The following is a 17,115-nucleotide window of genomic DNA, read 5'->3' as shown; positions in this document are numbered from 1 at the left end:
CACGAAACTGTCCGCGCGCCCGAGACTCGGCCCCCGTCCAACGCACCAGCGCCCCGCGGCTCGGCCGCGGGGCGCTGGTGACTGGGTGCTGCTGACTACTTCTTGACCGCGCCCTGGATGGCGCTCTGGTAGACGGGCTTGTTGTCGCCGTCGAACTTGTAGATGCCGATGTAGGCGCTCGACGGGTCGTTGTTGTCGTCGAACGGACCGATGCCCGACGGACCCGTGTAGTGGATGTCCTCACCCTTGTCGAGCAGGGCCACACAGTCCTTGTACGTCGAGCACTCGGTGCCGCCGTCGGCTCCGGACACCGCGGCCATGTTGGCCTGGATCGTGCCCGAGTCCGTGCCCTTGCCCTTCACCGCGGCCAGCGCGGCGAGGATCGTGCCGTCGTAGGACTCCGCCGCGTACGAGTAGTCGGCGAGGTCCTTGCCCGACGACTTCTTGTAGAAGGCGGCGAGCTGCTGCTTGAACTCGTCCTTCGGGGAGGCGCCGGGGATCGTGCCCTGCGCACCCGTCAGCGTGCCCTTGTCGAAGTCCTTCGAGTAGTCGGCCGTGTTGCCGTCCGACATGTAGATCTTCGACGTGTCCCAGCCCTGCGAGACGAGCTCGGGGATGATCGACTTCGTCTCGTCGAAGGCGAGGACCACGATCGCGTCCGGCTTCGAGGCGACGGCAGCGGTGACCTCGGACGAGAACGTCGTCTGTCCGGGCGGGAACTCCTGGCCCTTGCCCTTCGCGCCGTAGACGACCGAGCCACCCGAGGCCTCGACGGCCTTCTGCACGGTGTTGCGGAGGCCCGTGCCGTAGGTGTCGTTGAAGACGAGGAACGCGATCTTCGCGTTGCCGTCACCGGTGATGAGCTGGCCGAGCGCCGAACCCTGCACCGAGTCCGGCGGAGCGGTCCGGTAGTAGTACGACGAGTACCCCGAGAGGTCGGACGCCGTGTTCGCGGGGGAGATCTCCACGATGCAGTTGCTCGTCAGCTGGTCGATGACGTTGAGCGTGACGCTGGAGGACTCGGCGCCGATCGCGACCGGGACCTTCGCGTTCACGAGCTTCGTCGCGGCCGAGCTCGACACGGTCATGTCGTTGCTGTCACCGGAGTCGGTGGCCGGGGAGATCGTGACGTCCTTGTCGAGCACGCCGCCGGCGGCGTTAATGTCCGACACCGCGAGTCCCACACCGGACTCCGCGGGCGGGTTGAGGTACGCCAGCGAGCCGGTCAGCGGGAGGATCGTGCCGATCTTCAGCGCGTCGGTGCTGGGGGTGTCCGGGGCCTTGCAGCTGGCAGCCGGGTCCTTCTTCGCGTCGCTGGACGCGGAGGAGGACGGTGAAGCGCTACCTGTGGTGGAACACGCGGCGAGCAGGAGCGCCGCCGCTCCCGCCACTGCCAGTGCCGATGTGGCACGGGTGGTTCTGATCATCCGTGGAGCCCTTTCTCTGCGCGGAACCTCAGGTCCCGCTGGGGATGTGAGAGAACGTATGGTCAGGGTGTTTCAGCCGTGTGACGGGGTAGTACGCAAAGTGTTTCGTTACCCAGACGTGACGCGCGGCTGCGGGACTCCGCAGGATCGGTCCGGCGTCTGATCGGGATCGTCGGTCGGCGTCGGTCGCGTCTGGTGGGTGGTCCGCCGGCGTGGGTCGCGTCTGGTGGATGGTCCGGCAGGGCGTCCTGGAGGCGCGGCGTACGTTCCGCCGCATGAGCGAATTCGAGCCCTCCCGGGCGATCATCACGGGATCAGAATCAGGGATCGGCCGCGCGAGCGCGGTCGCGCTGGCCTCGGCCGGCATGGACATCGGGATCACGTACCTGTCCGAGCCGCAGCGGGCCGAGGAGACCGCGGAGGAGGTGCGTTCCCTCGGCCGCAAGGCCTTCGTCGAGCAGATCGACGTGTCCGACCTCTCGAGTGCCGGCAGTGTGATCGATCGCCTCGTCGAGCAGCTCGGCGGCGTGGACGTCATCGTCGCCGACGCCGGCACGGGTGACAACGCGCCGTTCCTCGAGATGACCCTCGACCAGTGGCGGCACACCGTGTCGACCGACCTGGACGGCGCGTTCGTCACGATCCAGGCCGCGGCGAAGCACATGGTCGAAGCCGGGAACGGCGGGCGCATCATCGGGATCACCAGCGTCCACGAGCACCAGCCGCGGTACGGGTCGAGCGCGTACGACGCCGCGAAGCACGGACTCGGCGGCCTGCTCAAGACCGTCGCGATCGAGTTGGCGCAGTACGGCATCACCGCGAACGCCGTGGCGCCCGGGGAGATCGCGACGCGGATGACCGGCGCCGAGGACGAGGACCCGCACACCATCGACCGTCCCGGGGTGCCGCTCGGCCGTCCGGGCAACGCGTGGGAGATCGCCGCCGCGGTGGCGTTCCTGGCCTCGCGCGCGTCGTCGTACATCACGGGTGTGTCCCTGCCGGTCGACGGCGGCATGCTGCAGATGGGCCCGCACGGCGGCTCGCACATCACGTCGAACGACTGGCGCTCGGCGTAGCGCGCGCGGCCGCGCCGCCGCCCGCTCGCCGCCCGCCGCCCGTGCGATTTCGCAAAACGCAACTTCGGCGGTTGCCCGCAGAGCTACAACGCTGCGGGCAACCGTCATCGTTGCGTTTTGCAGCCGGCAAGCGGGCCGCCGAGCGGGCGGGCGTCCGGCCGCACGATCAGCACCCCGTCGGGAGACCCGCCGACCGCAGCAACGTCTGGAATCGCCCGCGCGCGCCGAGGTCGGACCACCCCCACCGAACGACGCGGCGAACTTCGGGTCGCATGAGGAGTTCCTGCTCCCGCTGCTTCTCCGTGCGTATCGCGCCGGTGTCCTGCTCGTACTTCACGAGTCCGTCGAACTCCCCGACGATGCCGAACCGCGGCCACCAGAAGTCGACCCTCGAGCGCCCCATCCGCTGCTGCAGCACGGGCGGCGGGAACCCCTCGTGGTCGGCACGGACCCGGCTCACCGATTCTCCTGGAGACTCGGCGAGCGGATCCGCGAACAGGAGCGCCCGACGAGCCCTGGTCATCCCTCGAGGTGAGGGCCACGCAGCGAAGGCCCGCCGCAGCGCCGTCTCGTCGACGAGGCGGAGCCGGAGGACGTGGTCGAGCACCGCGACGACGTTCTCGTAGCTCGTGCTCCGAGCGAGGTCGACGACGGTGCGGAGGAGCGACGTCACCCGGCGTCCGTCGATGGTGGTGACGTCGTCGTCCGACAGCGGTGCCGCGTGCCGGACGACGCGTCGTCCCGAATGGGTCGTCGCGAGCAGGGGGTCCGTGACGTGCACCCGGCGATCGGGACGGTCGACGTCCGGCAAGTTCCAGAGCAGCGCGGCCGACCGGTGCGACAGCGTTCGCCATTCGCCGACCGCAGTGACGACCGCCTCGAGCTCGATCCGCGCGCGTCCCCGGACGCCGGCGTTGACCCAGTCGTCCTGATCGACGGCGATGCCCCGGGTCACGCGGACCAGTTCGCCTCGACGGACGGCATGTTGCGCATCCCGGTCATCGGAGCGGAGGAGCTGGAGTCGGATCGGCTCGTTCATCCCCCGAGCGTGTCCGGGTAGCCGGTCGCACGGGACCACTCGCCGGGATCTGTGGATAAGCCTGGCCGGAAACGCAACGAAGGCGGTTGCCCGCAGGGATGGAGCTTTGCGGGCAACCGCCGAGGTTGCGTTTTGCGGAAGGGAGCGCGCGGCGGGCGCGCGGACCCCTACCGGTTGTAGTTCGGCGCCTCGACGACCATCTGCACGTCGTGCGGGTGCGACTCCTTCAGGCCGGCCGCGGTGATCCGGACGAACTTGCCGCGGGCCTTGAGCTCCGGCACGGTCCGGCCGCCGACGTAGAACATCGACTGCCGCAGCCCACCGACGAGCTGGTAGACGACGTTCCCCACCGAGCCGCGGTAGGGCACCTGTCCTTCGATGCCCTCGGGGATGAGCTTGTCGTCCGTGGGGACGTCGGCCTGGAAGTACCGGTCCTTCGAGTACGAGGTCTTCTTGCCACGGGTCTGCAGCGCTCCGAGGGAGCCCATCCCGCGGTACGCCTTGAACTGCTTGCCGTTCACGAAGACCAGGTCACCGGGGGACTCGTCCGTTCCCGCGAGGAGCGAGCCGAGCATCACGGTGTCGGCACCGGCGACCAGGGCCTTGGCGATGTCGCCGGAGTACTGCAGCCCACCGTCGGCGATGACCGGCACGCCGGCTTCGCGCGCGGCGAGGGAGGCCTCGTACACGGCGGTGACCTGCGGCACACCGACACCCGCGACGACGCGCGTGGTGCAGATCGAGCCGGGGCCCACACCGACCTTGACGGCGTCGACGCCCGCGTCGATGAGCGCCTGGGCGCCTGCACGGGTCGCGACGTTGCCGCCGATGACGTCCACACCGGCGAACGCCGGGTCGGCCTTGATGCGACGGACCATGTCGAGCACGCCTTCGCTCTCGCCGTTGGCGGTGTCGACGACGAGCACGTCGACGCCGGCATCGACCAGTGCGACCGCGCGCTGCCAGGCGTCACCGAAGAAGCCGATCGCGGCACCGACGCGCAGTCGACCGCCGTCGTCCTTCGTGGCGTCCGGGTACTTCTCGCTCTTGTCGAAGTCCTTGACGGTGATGAGGCCCTTGAGCTTGCCGTCCGCGTCGACGAGCGGCAGCTTCTCGATCTTGTGCTGGGCGAAGATCGCGACGGCGTCGTCCGGGTCGATCCCGACCGGGGCCGTGATGAGCGGGGTCTTCGTCATGACGTCGCGCACGAGCGTGGTCTGCTGCTCGAACGGCGCCACGAACCGCATGTCGCGGTTGGTGATGATGCCGACGAGGGTGCCGTCGCCCTCGACCACGGGCAGGCCGGAGACGCGGAACTGTCCGCAGAGTGCGTCGACCTCGGCCACGGTCGCGTCCGGGCTGGTGGTCACCGGGTTGGTGATCATGCCCGACTCGGAGCGCTTGACCTTGTCGACCGCTGCGGCCTGGTCGGCGATCGACATGTTGCGGTGCAGGATGCCGATGCCGCCCTGACGGGCCATCGCGATCGCCATGCGGGCCTCGGTGACGGTGTCCATCGCGGCGGAGAGCAGCGGGACGTGCACCTCGATGCGCTTGGTGAGGCGGGACGTCGTGGACGCCTCGCTGGGGATGACGTCGGTGTGCCCGGGCAGGAGCATGACGTCGTCGTACGTGAGTCCGATGAATCCGAACGGATCCGGCTGGTCCATGGGTCCCCTTCGTGGGCGAGTGAAGCGGTCGAGACACCGGGAACGCAGCGACGGGTTCCGGATAGACCATGGTAACGCGCACGTGCTCTGCCGCATTCCGGATGACGGGTCCTGTGGACAGCCTGGAGGCACGGTGCCGCCCCGCCTGTCGTCTCTCCTCCACAACGTCACAGTTGCAGTACGAATCACACAGGGAACGTGATGGAAACACGGGTGACACACAATCCCCATAGCGTCACTCGACATCCGAACGAGAGGCTCTTCCGTGGGATCCATCACTCCTCCGGGACCGGCGCTGACGCGCCGGTTCCGCCTCCGCCCCGGGCGCTGGCGACCGGTCATCATGGCCGTCCTCGTCGCCGCGTTCCTGGCGACCTTCCTCATCGACTGGGCGGTGACGCTGCCGGCGGTCGGCGCCACCCCGGCCCCGACCAGCAGCGCGACCAGCGCACCCGCCAGCACGCAGCCCTGCACGGTGAGCCCGACGAACGGCTGCATCCAGGGCACGATCACGGACTCCGAGCGGAAGCCGGTCGAGGGCGTCGACGTCGACGTCACGGGGCCGGCCGGGTTCGCCCAGACCGCGACCACGGCCGACACCGGCCGCTGGTCGATCCGGGTCGAGACCGCCGGGCAGTACACCGTGAGCGTCGACCAGGACACGCTGCCGAAGGGTCAGTACCTGACCAACGCGGCGGATGCCGAACGCAAGGTGTCGGCCAGCCTGAACGCCAACGTCGGGCAGATCTTCCAGCTCTCGGACCAGAAGGGCGCGACCACGACGGACGCGACCTCGAGCGTCAGTGCCGCCCGCGTCTGGCAGCAGTTCGCCTCCGGGATCCGGCTCGGGCTCCTCATCGCACTGGCGTCGGTGGGACTCTCGCTCATCTACGGCACCACCGGCCTGTCGAGCTTCTCGCACGGTGAGCAGGTGACCCTCGGTGGTCTCCTCGCGTACCTGTTCGCGAACCAGCTCGGCTGGAACATCTGGCTCACCGGCATCGTCGTGACGCTGCTCTGCGCGGCGACGGGGTGGCTGCAGGACGCCGGCATCTGGCGGCCGCTGCGGCGCAAGCGCATCAGCCTGACGCAGCTCATGATCGTGACGATCGGTCTCTCGATCGCCGCCCAGTACGCGTTCCAGTTCTTCTTCGGCGCCGCGACCGTGCGGATCCAGCAGGGGAACCCGGAGACCGTCTCGTTCGCGGGCGTCACCCTCACGGTGCAGTCCTACGTGGCGATGGCGATCGCGCTCGTGGTGCTCGTCGCCACCGGGCTGTTCCTCGCGAAGACCCGGTTCGGCCGGGCGACCCGGGCGGTGTCGGACAACCCGGCACTGGCCAGCGCGTCCGGCATCGACGTCGACCGCGTGATCCGGTTCGTGTGGACGCTCGCCGCCGGCCTCGCGGGACTCTCCGGCGTCATGCTCGGACTCGTCCTCAACGGCGTGAACTGGCAGACGGGCCTCCAGCTGCTCCTGCTCATGTTCGCCTCGGTGACGCTCGGCGGTCTCGGGACCGCGTACGGGGCGCTCGTCGGGTCAATGATCATCGGCATCGTCGTCGAGCTCACGAACCTCGTGCTCCCCGGCGACTTCAAGTACGCCACCGCCCTCGTGATCCTCATCCTCATCCTGCTGTTCCGGCCGCAGGGCATCTTCGGTCGCGCCGAGCGGATCGGCTAAGGAGCGCCGCCATGGACTACATCCTCAACCTGCTGTCCTCGCTCACCCAGGAGGCACTCGCCCCGACCACGGCCGCGTTCGCGCTCGCCGCGATCGGCCTCAACGTCCACTTCGGGCTCACCGGCCTCGTCAACATGGGCCAGGCGGCGTTCCTGCTGCTCGGCGCCTACGGCTTCGCGATCTCGATCACCAACGGCTTGCCGTTCGTGATGGCGATCCTGGTCGCCCTGCTGGTGTCGATCGTGTTCGCGATCATCCTCGGCATCCCGACCCTGCGGCTCCGCGGCGACTACCTGGCGATCGTGACGATCTCCGGCGCCGAGATCGTCCGCATGGTGGGCCGCTCGAGCCTGCTCACCACGACGACCGGCGGTTCGAACGGCATCACCGGGTCGAGCTACCGCGACTCGTTCAACGCCCTCAGCCCGCTGCCCGACGGCACCACGACGATCCTGTGGTTCACGTACTCGAACAACGGCGTCAACGGCTGGTGGATCCGCATCGCGGCGTGGGGCCTCGTCGCCCTGTTCACCCTCGTGCTGTTCCTGCTCATGCGCAGCCCGTGGGGCCGTGTCGTGAAGGCCATCCGTGAGGACGAGGACGCCGTCCGCTCCCTCGGCAAGAGCGTCTACTCGTACAAGATGCAGGCGCTCGTGTTCGGTGGTGCGCTCGGAGCCCTCGCCGGGATCATCTACGTCCTGCCGAGTTCGGTGCAGCCGGACGCGATGGGCCGTTCGATGACGTTCTTCATCTGGACGGCGCTCATCCTCGGTGGTGCCGCGACGGTGTTCGGTCCGGTGCTCGGCGCCGTGCTCTTCTTCGTCGTCCGGCTCTTCATCCGCACCCTCGCCGGCGACTTCATCCCGAACTCGATCATGAACGCACAGCAGGCGGAGCAGTTCTCCTACGTGCTCGTCGGCGTCGCGCTCATGCTCCTCATCGTGTTCCGTCCACAGGGCCTGCTCGGCAACAAGAAGGAGCTGACGTTCAGTGTCTGAGTCGTACGCCCACACGAAGTCCGACCCGATCCTGGTCGTCGACGACGTCACCCGCCGCTTCGGTGGCATGACCGCGGTCGACGTCGACCACCTCGAGGTCCAGCGCGGCTCCATCACCGCACTCATCGGCCCGAACGGCGCCGGCAAGACGACGTTCTTCAACCTGCTCACCGGGTTCGACAAGCCGAGCCCCGGTGCGACCACGCAGTTCAACGGCAGCACCCTGCAGAAGACGAGCGCCACGCACATCGCCAACCGGGGCATGGTCCGCACGTTCCAGCTCACCAAGGCGCTCAGCCGCCTGACGGTGATGCAGAACATGCTGCTCGGTGCCCGCGACCAGCCCGGCGAGAACTTCTTCGCCGCACTCGTCAAGCCGGTGTGGGCGAAGCGCGAACGGGAGATCACCGCCAAGGCCGAGGACCTCCTCGCCCGGTTCAAGCTCGACACGAAGGCGGACGACTACGCCGGGTCGCTCTCGGGCGGCCAGCGGAAGCTCCTCGAGATGGCCCGGGCGCTCATGTCCGACCCGACGATGATCATGCTCGACGAGCCGATGGCCGGCGTGAACCCAGCACTGACCCAGTCGCTGCTCGGGCACATCCAGTCCCTCCGCGACGACGGCATGACCGTGCTCTTCGTCGAGCACGACATGCACATGGTCCGGCACATCTCGGACTGGGTCGTCGTGATGGCCGAGGGCAAGGTCGTCGCCGAAGGGCCGGCCGACACGGTGATGGACGACCGTGCGGTCATCGACGCGTACCTCGGTGCGCACCACGACACCGACCTCGGTGACGACTCGCTCCTCAACGAGGAGACCTACGAGGAACTCGCCGAGGAAGTAGCGGAAGAAGACGAGCAGGAGGCGACCCGATGACGGACGCAAGCGACCCCACCAACGCGAGCAGCGCCTCCAGGCCCGGATCGGCGCCGGAGACGCAGCCGGCGGCACCAGCCGCCACCGCGACGCTGGAACGCGAGCCGGTGCTCAGCGCCAAGAACCTCGTCGCCGGGTACCTGCCGGGGGTGAACATCCTGAACGGCTGCGACCTCGACTGCTACCCGGGCGAGCTCATCGGCATCATCGGCCCGAACGGTGCGGGCAAGTCGACGCTCCTCAAGGCGCTGTTCGGCCTGGTCTCCATCCGTGAGGGATCCGTGACCCTGCAGGGCGAGGACATCACGAACCTCAAGGCGAACAAGCTCGTGCAGGCCGGCGTCGGGTTCGTCCCGCAGACGAACAACGTCTTCCCCTCGCTGTCCATCGAGGAGAACCTGCAGATGGGGCTGTACCTCCGGCCCCGGAAGTTCGCCGAGCGCCTCGAGGTCATCTACGACCTGTTCCCCGTCCTCGGGCAGCGCAAGGGCCAGCGTGCCGGATCGCTGTCCGGTGGTGAGCGGCAGTCGGTCGCGATGGCGAGGGCACTGATGATGGACCCGAAGGTGCTGCTGCTCGACGAGCCCTCCGCGGGACTGTCGCCGGTGCGCCAGGACGAGACGTTCATCCGCACGCGCCGGATCAACAAGGCCGGTGTGTCGATCGTGATGGTGGAGCAGAACGCGCGACGCTGTCTGCAGATCTGCGATCGTGGGTACGTGCTCGACCAGGGCAAGAACGCGTACTCGGGCACGGGGAAGGAGCTCGCCGACGACCCCAAGGTCATCGAGCTCTACCTGGGAACGCTCGCCAAGGACGTCGACTCCGCTCGCTGAGCGGGGTCGGCCGTAGACGTCGGTTCTGCCCGCTGTGCGGGCAGGGTCGACTGTAGACGTCGGTTCTGCCCGCTGTGCGGGCGGGGTCGACTGTGGGTGCCGCTGTGGGGGCGACATCCACGCCGAGGAGGGTCGTGCGTTGACGCTCAGCGCCGCACGGCCCTCCTCCCACGCGCCGTTCCGGCGAGACACCGCCGGCCCGGCGAGACACCGCCGGCCCGGCGAGACACCGCCGGCCCGGCGAGACGCCGCCGGATCGCGCGGTGTCTCGCCGTTGGCAGGGCGTCTCGCCCCCGCTGCGGTGTGTGCGACTGCCTGGAGGCGCGGCTCCTCCCCGCAGGATCGGTATCGTTCCGGACGTGCGCACTCCCGGCCCCCTCGTGCTCGACGCCCTCGTCTGGCTGGTGTTCGCCGCGCTCTTCGTCGGGGCCGCCCTGCTCGTGAAGGTCGCCGCGGCGCTCCTCGGGGTCCTCGTGGCGCTGGCGCTCCTGCTCGGCCTCGTGCTCCGGATGCTGCGGAGGCGCCGCGCCCGCCCACGCTGAGGTGCAGCGCCGCACGTCCGCGCGCCCGTCCGCGTCCCCGTGCGCGTCCCCTCGCACCGTGCGACCCGCGCCACCTCGCACCGTGCGAGGGGTGCCATCCCGTGCGAGGTTCCATGCTCCGTGCGACCCGCGCCCCCTCGCACCACGCCCGCAACCTCGCACCGTGCGACCCGCGCCACCTCGCACCGTGCGATGAGCGTCCGCGCGTCGCACGTGCCGCGCGTCCGTGCGCGTCCCCTCGCACGGTGCGAGGTGTGGCATCCCGTGCGAGGTTCCATGCCCCGTGCGACCCGCGCCACCTCGCACCACGCCCGTAACCCCGCACCGCCCGCGCACCGCCCGCGCGCCGCCTCGCACCGTGCGAGGTGTACCGGCCGCCCGTGCCACCCGGGGGACACGACCGCTAGGCTTGCCGGGTGAGTGAAGTCGAGATCGGTGCTGGCAAGCGCGGACGTCGGGCGTACGCGTTCGACGACATCGCGGTGGTCCCCTCGCGACGGACGCGTGACCCGCGCGACGTCAGCGTGCAGTGGTCGATCGACGCGTTCACGTTCGAGTCGCCGATCCTCTCGGCCCCGATGGACTCCGTAGCCTCGCCGGCGACGGTCATCCAGATGGGCAAGCTCGGCATGCTGGGTGTGCTCGACCTCGAGGGGCTCTGGACCCGCTACGAGGACCCGACGCCCTACTACGACGAGATCAAGGCGCTCACCGACGGCAACGTCACGAAGCGCATGCAGGAGATCTACTCCGAGCCGGTCAAGGCCGAGCTGATCTCCGCACGCCTGGCCGAGATCCGCGCGGCCGGGGTGCCGGTCGCGGGCTCGCTCAGCCCGCAGCGCACGCAGGAGTTCTCGCAGACCGTCGTCGACGCCGGTGTCGACCTGTTCGTGATCCGCGGCACCACGGTGTCGGCGGAGCACGTGTCGCAGAACACCGAGCCCCTCAACCTCAAGAAGTTCATCTACGAGCTCGACGTCCCGGTGATCGTGGGCGGTGCCTCGACGTACACGGCGGCGCTGCACCTCATGCGCACCGGTGCCGCGGGCGTGCTCGTCGGCTTCGGCGGCGGCGCGGCCTCGACGACCCGTGCGGCGCTCGGCATCCACGCCCCGATGGCCACGGCCGTCGCGGACATCGCCGGCGCTCGCCGCGACTACATGGACGAGTCCGGCGGCCGGTACGTGCACGTCATCGCCGACGGCGGGCTCGACACCGCCGGCGACGTCGTGAAGGCGATCGCGATGGGTGCCGACGCCGTGATGCTCGGCACCGCGCTGGCCCGTGCGGCCGAGGCGCCGGGCGGCGGGTTCCACTGGGGTGCCGAGGCGCACCACCCGGAGCTGCCCCGTGGTCGCCGCGTCGAGGTGGGCACGATCGGCCCGCTCGAGAACGTGCTGCACGGCCCGACGCCCACGTGGGACGGCCGCGCGAACATCGTCGGCGCCCTGCGTCGGTCGATGGCGACGACCGGATACTCCGACGTCAAGGAGTTCCAGCGAGTAGAAGTGGTCGTGGCGCCGTACCACCAGCAGTGACGGTGGCACCCGTGCAGCGCGGGTGACGCCTCGGCGCCGTCCCGGCTCGGAGGCGACGATGGCGAAGACGACCAGCAGCAGCACCAGCACGTCGAGTGCGACGAGGCCCGCGCGGGCGGAGAACGCCGCACCGGGGGTGGGGTTCGACCCGGCGGCGAAGCTCGGCCCGGACGAACGCGACGCCGCGATCGAGGCCCTGAAGACCAAGGAGCTCGACGTCCTGGTCATCGGCGGCGGGATCGTCGGCGGTGGCAGTGCGCTCGACGCGGTGACCCGCGGTCTGAGCGTCGGCATCGTCGAGGCGCGCGACTGGGGCTCGGGCACGTCGAGCCGGTCGTCGAAGCTCGTGCACGGTGGCATCCGCTACCTCGAGCAGCTCAACTTCGCCCTCGTCCGCGAGGCCCTGACGGAACGCGGCCTGCTCCTGCAGCGGATCGCCCCGCACCTGGTGAAGCCGGTGCGGTTCCTGTACCCGCTCAACCACCACGTGTGGGAGCGCTTCTACATCGGCATCGGCATGGCGATGTACGACGCCTTCAGCTGGAGCGGCGGACGGCCGCCCGGGGTCCCGCACCACCGGCACCTCAGCCGCAAGCAGGTGCTCCGTGCCATGCCGGGGCTCAAGAAGGACGCCTTCGTCGGCGGCATGACGTACTACGACGCCCAGGTCGACGACGCCCGGTACGTCGCCTCCCTCGTCCGCACGGCCGCGTCCTACGGCGCACACGCCGCGGCGCGGGTCCGGATCGAGGGCTTCATCAAGGTCGGGGAGCGCGTGGTCGGCGCCGAGGCGCACGACATCCAGACCGGAGAGAAGTTCGAGATCCGGGCGAAGCAGGTCGTCAACGCCACCGGCGTGTGGACGGACGACACGCAGGCGATGATCGGCACCCGCGGCCAGTTCAAGGTGCGGTCGTCGAAGGGCGTGCACCTCGTCATCCCGCGCGACCGGTTCCAGTCGAACACGGGCATGATCCTCCGCACCGAGAAGAGCGTGCTGTTCGTCATCCCGTGGGGCCGGCACTGGCTCGTCGGCACGACCGACACCGACTGGTACCTCGACAAGGCGCACCCGGCGGCGACCGCGGCGGACATCGACTACATCCTCGAGCACGTCAACAAGGTGCTCGCGGTCCCGCTCACGCGCGAGGACGTCGAGGGCGTGTACGCCGGGCTCCGGCCGCTGCTGGCGGGGGAGTCCGACCAGACGTCGAAGCTCAGCCGCGAGCACGTCGTCGCGCACACCGTGCCCGGGCTGGTGGTGGTCGCCGGCGGCAAGTGGACGACGTACCGCGTGATGGGCAAGGACGCCATCGACGAGGCGGTCGCGGCGATGGACGGGAAGATCCCGGCGTCGACGACCGAGGACATCCCGCTGCTCGGCGCGGAGGGCTACCCGGCGGCGTGGAACCGACGTGGCCGGACGGCCAGGACGTTCGGCGTGCACAAGGTCCGGATCGAGCACCTCCTCAACCGGTACGGCACCCTCGCGACCGAGGTCCTGCAGCTCGTGCAGCAGGACCCGTCCCTCGCCGAGCCGCTCCCCGGGGCTGATGACTACATCGGCGCCGAGGTCGTCTACGCAGCGTCGCACGAGGGAGCCCTCCACCTGGAGGACGTCCTCGCCCGCCGCACCCGCATCTCGATCGAGGCCTGGGACCGCGGCGAGTCGGCGGCCCCCGTCGCTGCGAAGCTCATGGGCGACGTGCTCGGCTGGGACCAGGAGACGACCGAGAACGAGGTGTCGAACTACCTCAAGCGGGTCGCCGCCGAGCGGGAGTCGCAGCTGCAGCCCGACGACGAGTCCGCGGACCGGGTACGCCTCGAGGCGCCGGACATCGCGTTCGGCTTCGACGAGGACGACGTCAAGGTCGGCGGTGCGCCGACGCGCGGCGGCTCCACGGAGGGTGCGAAGGCCTCGGACGAACAGGTGATCGGCGAGAAGACGACGGAACCCGAGTAGCCGCATCCGCACGGGACGGAACCCGGGTCGGACGCGACCAGCGTCGACGACGGGTGTTGCGCCTCCAGGCCGTCGACCGCCTGGAGGCGCGACCCGCCTCCGTCAGGCGACCAGCGTCTCCGACGTGGCCCGGAGGGCACGCCGCCGCTCGCCGAACACGAGCACCACCGGGATCGCGACCAGCGCGATCGCGCTGGTGACGAAGAGGACACCGGCCCAGACGGTGTGGGCGCCGCCGCTGACGCCGTAGCCGTCGGCGACGTCCATGCCGAGCTGGAAGCCCGCGAAGAAGAACGGGACGGCACCCGCTGCGATGATGCCGAGCATCCAGGCGGCGACGAAGTGCGGTTCCACGTGCTTCCACAGCGTGGTCGTGGCGACCACGATCGCGAGGGCGACGCCGATCGCCGCGGTGACGATGACGGCGACGACGTCACCTCGGACGTCGAACCCCTGGCGTTCGAGGTGCGCGTGGATCGCGCCGAGGGAGGTTCCCGGCACCGCTGCGAGCGGATCCAGCACCAGTTGCTGCACCGCGAGCAGCACCGCGTACAGCGTCACGACCACCACCCCGACGACGGCCACGACGATCCGTGTTCTCCCCATCCACAGAACTCTAGTGAGCGGAATGCGCGGGCCGTCCTGGTGGTTATCATCGGGGTACTCGAAAAGGGAGCCATCATGGTCGACGTCCATCGCGTCAAACTCCCCGGAGTCGGCGTGCTGCACAGCTTCTACACCGACGACGGTGGCAAGTGTGGTGTCATCACGCACCGGTCGGGGCATTCCGACCTCATCTCGTTCGCCGACGTCTCGGACGGCGCGGACAAGTCCGAGAAGGTCTCGCTGCGTCTCAGTGAGGACGAAGCACACACCCTCGCCGAACTCCTCGGCGGCACCCGGATCACCGAGGGCCTCGACAAGCTCGACGAGATCCCCGGTCTGTCGATCGACTGGTTCTCGGTCGACTACGACGACGCCATCGCGGGCAAGCCCCTCGGTGACCTCCACGACTCGGGCTTCATCGGCCTGACGGTCGTCGCGGTGGTCCGTGGCGACAGCGCCAACCCGGCGCCGTCCTCGGACTTCGTCGTCTTCCCCGGCGACACGATCGTGGTCGCTGGTGCCCCGGAGAAGGTCGCCAAGGCCTTCTCGTTCTACCGCAGCGGACAGCTCGCGGCCGCGGCCGCCGAGGCGCCGCCCAGGAGCTGACCCCCGGTGCACCTGGGTGGTGAGCTGCTGACCATCGGCGGCCTGTTCCTCATCGCCTACGTCCTCGGACGACTGGGCAAGACCATCGGCCTGCCCGCGATCCCGATCTACATGATCGTGGGCCTCATCGCGAGCCCGCACACGCCGTGGATCGGTCTGAGCGTCGAGTCGCACACGATCGAGCTGATCGCGACGTTCGGGCTCATCCTGCTGCTCTTCAACCTCGGGTTGGAGTTCGACCAGGAAGAGTTCTACGGCAACGCGGGCAAGCTCCTGGTGTCCGGCGGCACGTACGTCGCGATCAACATGGGCGTCGGGTTCGCGTTCGGGTTCTCGCTCGGCTGGGGCACTCGTGAAGCGCTGATCATCGCGGGCATGACGGCCACCTCGTCGAGCGCGATCGTCACGAAGCTCCTCATCGAGCTGCGACGGCTCGCGAACGACGAGACGCCGATGATCCTCGGCGTGACCGTCATCGAGGACGTCTTCATCGCGATCTACCTCGCGATCGTGTCCGTGGTGCTCTCCGGCGACACGAACGTCTGGGCGGTGGTCGGCAAGCTCGGGCTGGCGTTCGGGTTCCTCATCGTGATGTTCACCCTCGCCCGGTTCGCCGGCAAGTGGGTGTCGAAGATCTTCGCGACCCGTGACGACGAGCTCTTCACCGTGCTGTTCTTCGGCCTCGCGGTGATGTTCGGCGGCATCGGCGACCTGCTCGGTGTCACCGACGCGATCGGCGCATTCGTCATCGGGCTGCTCTGCGGTGCGACCCGCTACCGCGACCGCATCGAACAGCTGGCGCTGCCGATGCGCGACGTGTTCGCGGCGTTCTTCTTCGTGAACTTCGGCCTCGGGCTCGACCTGTCGACGTTCGGCGAGGTGCTCTGGCCCGTGCTCGGCGCCATCGGCATGACCGTCGTGCTCAACGCGGTCGCCGGGCAGCTCGTCGCCCGCATGAACGGCTTCAACGTCCAGCAGGGCATCAACACCGCCGTCATCCTCGTCAACCGCGGTGAGTTCGCGCTGATCCTCGCGACGCTGTCGGCGGCCGCCGGGCTCGAGGGACGGATCACCGCGTTCGCCGGCCTCTACGTCCTCGTCATGGCGATCCTCGGACCGCTCCTCGCCGTGAACTCGGACCGCATCGGTCGCCTGGTGATCCGTCCGGCCCGCCTCGCACGACTGCGGTCGCGGCTCGGCGGGCGCCGGGCCGCTGCCGCGGCCGCCGCAGCCGCCGCAGCAGCCGAGGTCGAGGCGGACGCGGCCGACGCCGCTGCCGTCCGACGCGCGGAGCGGGACCGCCAGTTCGCCGAGGAGTTCGCCCTCGTGGAGGCAGCGGGCAGGGAAGAGCGGGAGAATGGGTCCCCGGAGCCGGATGACGAACCCGTGACGTCGTCCGTCGAGATCCCCGCCGAGCGTCCCGAACGCCCGGTGCGACAGCGCGATCCGGAGTACTGATACGAATGTGGGCCGTAGCCCGACGACCGAGGTGGATCGCGCTGCTGTTGCTGGCGCTCGTGCTCGCGGCGGTGTTCGCGGGGCTGGGCAAGTGGCAGCTCGAGCGCAGCATCGCCAACGGCCAGCCACTGCCGGCGACCACCGAGACCCGCAAGACGCTCGACGCCGTGACGAAGCCGATGCAGCCCACGACGGAGACGCTCGCCGGCCAGAAGGTGACCGTCACCGGCACGTTCGTCGCCGGTGACACTACCGTCCTGACCGGTCGCAGCGGGGGTGGGACGTACCAGACCGTCGGACACCTGGTGGACGCCGGAAGCGGGGCGAGCCTCCCGGTCGTGATCGGATGGTCCGACCAGCGGAACGACGCCGTCGCCGGTGGTGACCGTCTGACCGACGGCGCACGCATGACGATCGAGGGCCGGTACTACCCGGCCGAGTCGCCCGACCAGGACACCTACGACAAGGGCGAGTACTCGGCTGTCGCGCCGGCCCGGTTCGTGAACACGTGGAAGTCCTTCGACGACCGGGTGTACCTCGGGTACGTCGTCGCCGACGGCACCACCGCGAAGGCCGCCGACCTCGGCACCATCGCCGACCGTGCCCCCACGCGTGAGGTCCAGTTCGACTGGCTCAACCTCTTCTACGCGATCGAGTGGGTCGTGTTCGCCGGGTTCGCCGTGTTCCTCTGGTACCGGTTCGTGAAGGACGCCTGGGAGCGCGAGCAGGAGGACGAGCGCGATGCCGCGCTCGCCGCCGAAGCCGCTGCGCTCCGACGGTAGGATGGCCGAT

The 17,115-nt window shown here is 69.5% G+C and carries 15 protein-coding genes; 11 read left to right on the top strand and 4 right to left on the bottom strand.

The genetic code is table 11. The annotated features are described in order from the left end of the window. Window positions 1-95: 95 nt before the first annotated feature. Window positions 96-1,427: an ABC transporter substrate-binding protein gene (locus DEJ28_RS16620; protein WP_111116832.1), complete on the bottom strand. Its 1,332-nt coding sequence runs from the start codon at window positions 1,425-1,427 to the stop codon at window positions 96-98. A gap of 275 nt (window positions 1,428-1,702) precedes the next feature. Here DEJ28_RS16620 and DEJ28_RS16615 point away from each other — a divergent pair, with 275 nt between their 5' ends. After that, window positions 1,703-2,503, top strand: coding sequence for an SDR family oxidoreductase (locus DEJ28_RS16615; protein WP_111116850.1), 801 nt, complete (start codon window positions 1,703-1,705; stop codon window positions 2,501-2,503). A 166-nt stretch (window positions 2,504-2,669) separates the two neighbouring features. Here the strand turns inward: DEJ28_RS16615 and DEJ28_RS16610 are convergent, their stop codons facing one another. Continuing rightward, window positions 2,670-3,542 (bottom strand): hypothetical protein, encoded by an 873-nt coding sequence (locus tag DEJ28_RS16610; RefSeq protein ID WP_111116831.1) that lies wholly within the window; start codon window positions 3,540-3,542, stop codon window positions 2,670-2,672. 167 nt (window positions 3,543-3,709) lie between these two features. After that, window positions 3,710-5,212, bottom strand: a complete 1,503-nt coding sequence (gene guaB, locus DEJ28_RS16605) for an IMP dehydrogenase (RefSeq protein ID WP_111116830.1) — start codon at window positions 5,210-5,212, stop codon at window positions 3,710-3,712. Window positions 5,213-5,477: 265 nt separating this feature from the next. On the opposite strand from guaB, the gene DEJ28_RS16600 reads away from it, so the two are divergent. From DEJ28_RS16600 to DEJ28_RS16570, 7 genes are all read left to right on the top strand, one after another. After that, window positions 5,478-6,896, top strand: a complete 1,419-nt coding sequence (locus DEJ28_RS16600; protein WP_258368201.1) for a branched-chain amino acid ABC transporter permease — start codon at window positions 5,478-5,480, stop codon at window positions 6,894-6,896. 11 nt (window positions 6,897-6,907) lie between these two features. After that, window positions 6,908-7,894: a branched-chain amino acid ABC transporter permease gene (locus DEJ28_RS16595; RefSeq protein WP_111116828.1), complete on the top strand. Its 987-nt coding sequence runs from the start codon at window positions 6,908-6,910 to the stop codon at window positions 7,892-7,894. Further along, window positions 7,887-8,774, top strand: coding sequence for an ABC transporter ATP-binding protein (locus DEJ28_RS16590; RefSeq protein WP_111116827.1), 888 nt, complete (start codon window positions 7,887-7,889; stop codon window positions 8,772-8,774). Before DEJ28_RS16595 ends, DEJ28_RS16590 begins: the two co-directional genes overlap by 8 nt. Beyond that, window positions 8,771-9,610: an ABC transporter ATP-binding protein gene (locus DEJ28_RS16585; RefSeq protein WP_258368200.1), complete on the top strand. Its 840-nt coding sequence runs from the start codon at window positions 8,771-8,773 to the stop codon at window positions 9,608-9,610. The genes DEJ28_RS16590 and DEJ28_RS16585 overlap by 4 nt, the downstream gene beginning before the upstream one ends. A gap of 359 nt (window positions 9,611-9,969) precedes the next feature. Continuing rightward, on the top strand, window positions 9,970-10,152 hold the full coding sequence (locus tag DEJ28_RS16580; RefSeq protein ID WP_111116826.1) for a hypothetical protein: 183 nt from the start codon (window positions 9,970-9,972) through the stop codon (window positions 10,150-10,152). Between the two features lie 416 nt (window positions 10,153-10,568). Beyond that, window positions 10,569-11,690: a GuaB3 family IMP dehydrogenase-related protein gene (locus tag DEJ28_RS16575; protein WP_111116825.1), complete on the top strand. Its 1,122-nt coding sequence runs from the start codon at window positions 10,569-10,571 to the stop codon at window positions 11,688-11,690. A 58-nt stretch (window positions 11,691-11,748) separates the two neighbouring features. Further along, the gene (locus DEJ28_RS16570; protein WP_111116824.1) at window positions 11,749-13,653 is read left to right on the top strand and encodes a glycerol-3-phosphate dehydrogenase/oxidase; all 1,905 of its coding nucleotides are present in this window, start codon (window positions 11,749-11,751) and stop codon (window positions 13,651-13,653) included. 102 nt (window positions 13,654-13,755) lie between these two features. On the opposite strand, the gene DEJ28_RS16565 is transcribed toward DEJ28_RS16570, so the two are convergent. Beyond that, window positions 13,756-14,259: a hypothetical protein gene (locus DEJ28_RS16565; protein WP_146248904.1), complete on the bottom strand. Its 504-nt coding sequence runs from the start codon at window positions 14,257-14,259 to the stop codon at window positions 13,756-13,758. Between the two features lie 75 nt (window positions 14,260-14,334). Here DEJ28_RS16565 and DEJ28_RS16560 point away from each other — a divergent pair, with 75 nt between their 5' ends. The 3 genes from DEJ28_RS16560 to DEJ28_RS16550 are packed head-to-tail and all read left to right on the top strand — an operon-like array spanning window position 14,335 to window position 17,105. Further along, window positions 14,335-14,865, top strand: a complete 531-nt coding sequence (locus tag DEJ28_RS16560; RefSeq protein ID WP_071292493.1) for a cation:proton antiporter regulatory subunit — start codon at window positions 14,335-14,337, stop codon at window positions 14,863-14,865. 6 nt (window positions 14,866-14,871) lie between these two features. After that, window positions 14,872-16,323, top strand: coding sequence for a cation:proton antiporter (locus DEJ28_RS16555; protein WP_111116822.1), 1,452 nt, complete (start codon window positions 14,872-14,874; stop codon window positions 16,321-16,323). A 5-nt stretch (window positions 16,324-16,328) separates the two neighbouring features. After that, window positions 16,329-17,105, top strand: coding sequence for an SURF1 family cytochrome oxidase biogenesis protein (locus DEJ28_RS16550; RefSeq protein WP_111116821.1), 777 nt, complete (start codon window positions 16,329-16,331; stop codon window positions 17,103-17,105). Window positions 17,106-17,115 lie beyond the last annotated feature (10 nt).

The organism is Curtobacterium sp. MCPF17_002 (genome assembly GCF_003234115.2).
Taxonomy (GTDB): domain Bacteria; phylum Actinomycetota; class Actinomycetes; order Actinomycetales; family Microbacteriaceae; genus Curtobacterium.
Note: the sequence above shows the minus strand (reverse complement) of the source record. Positions and strands in the feature narration are given on the sequence as shown.

Bases quoted from the DNA above. Each gene is read 5' to 3' on its own strand.
- DEJ28_RS16620 (WP_111116832.1), bottom strand. From the start codon at position 1,427: ATGATCAGAACCACCCGTGCCACATCGGCACTGGCAGTGGCGGGAGCG.
- DEJ28_RS16570 (WP_111116824.1), top strand. From the start codon at position 11,749: ATGGCGAAGACGACCAGCAGCAGCACCAGCACGTCGAGTGCGACGAGG.
- DEJ28_RS16595 (WP_111116828.1), top strand. From the start codon at position 6,908: ATGGACTACATCCTCAACCTGCTGTCCTCGCTCACCCAGGAGGCACTC.
- DEJ28_RS16565 (WP_146248904.1), bottom strand. From the start codon at position 14,259: ATGGGGAGAACACGGATCGTCGTGGCCGTCGTCGGGGTGGTGGTCGTG.
- DEJ28_RS16585 (WP_258368200.1), top strand. From the start codon at position 8,771: ATGACGGACGCAAGCGACCCCACCAACGCGAGCAGCGCCTCCAGGCCC.
- DEJ28_RS16610 (WP_111116831.1), bottom strand. From the start codon at position 3,542: ATGAACGAGCCGATCCGACTCCAGCTCCTCCGCTCCGATGACCGGGAT.
- guaB (WP_111116830.1), bottom strand. From the start codon at position 5,212: ATGGACCAGCCGGATCCGTTCGGATTCATCGGACTCACGTACGACGAC.
- DEJ28_RS16550 (WP_111116821.1), top strand. From the start codon at position 16,329: ATGTGGGCCGTAGCCCGACGACCGAGGTGGATCGCGCTGCTGTTGCTG.
- DEJ28_RS16560 (WP_071292493.1), top strand. From the start codon at position 14,335: ATGGTCGACGTCCATCGCGTCAAACTCCCCGGAGTCGGCGTGCTGCAC.
- DEJ28_RS16615 (WP_111116850.1), top strand. From the start codon at position 1,703: ATGAGCGAATTCGAGCCCTCCCGGGCGATCATCACGGGATCAGAATCA.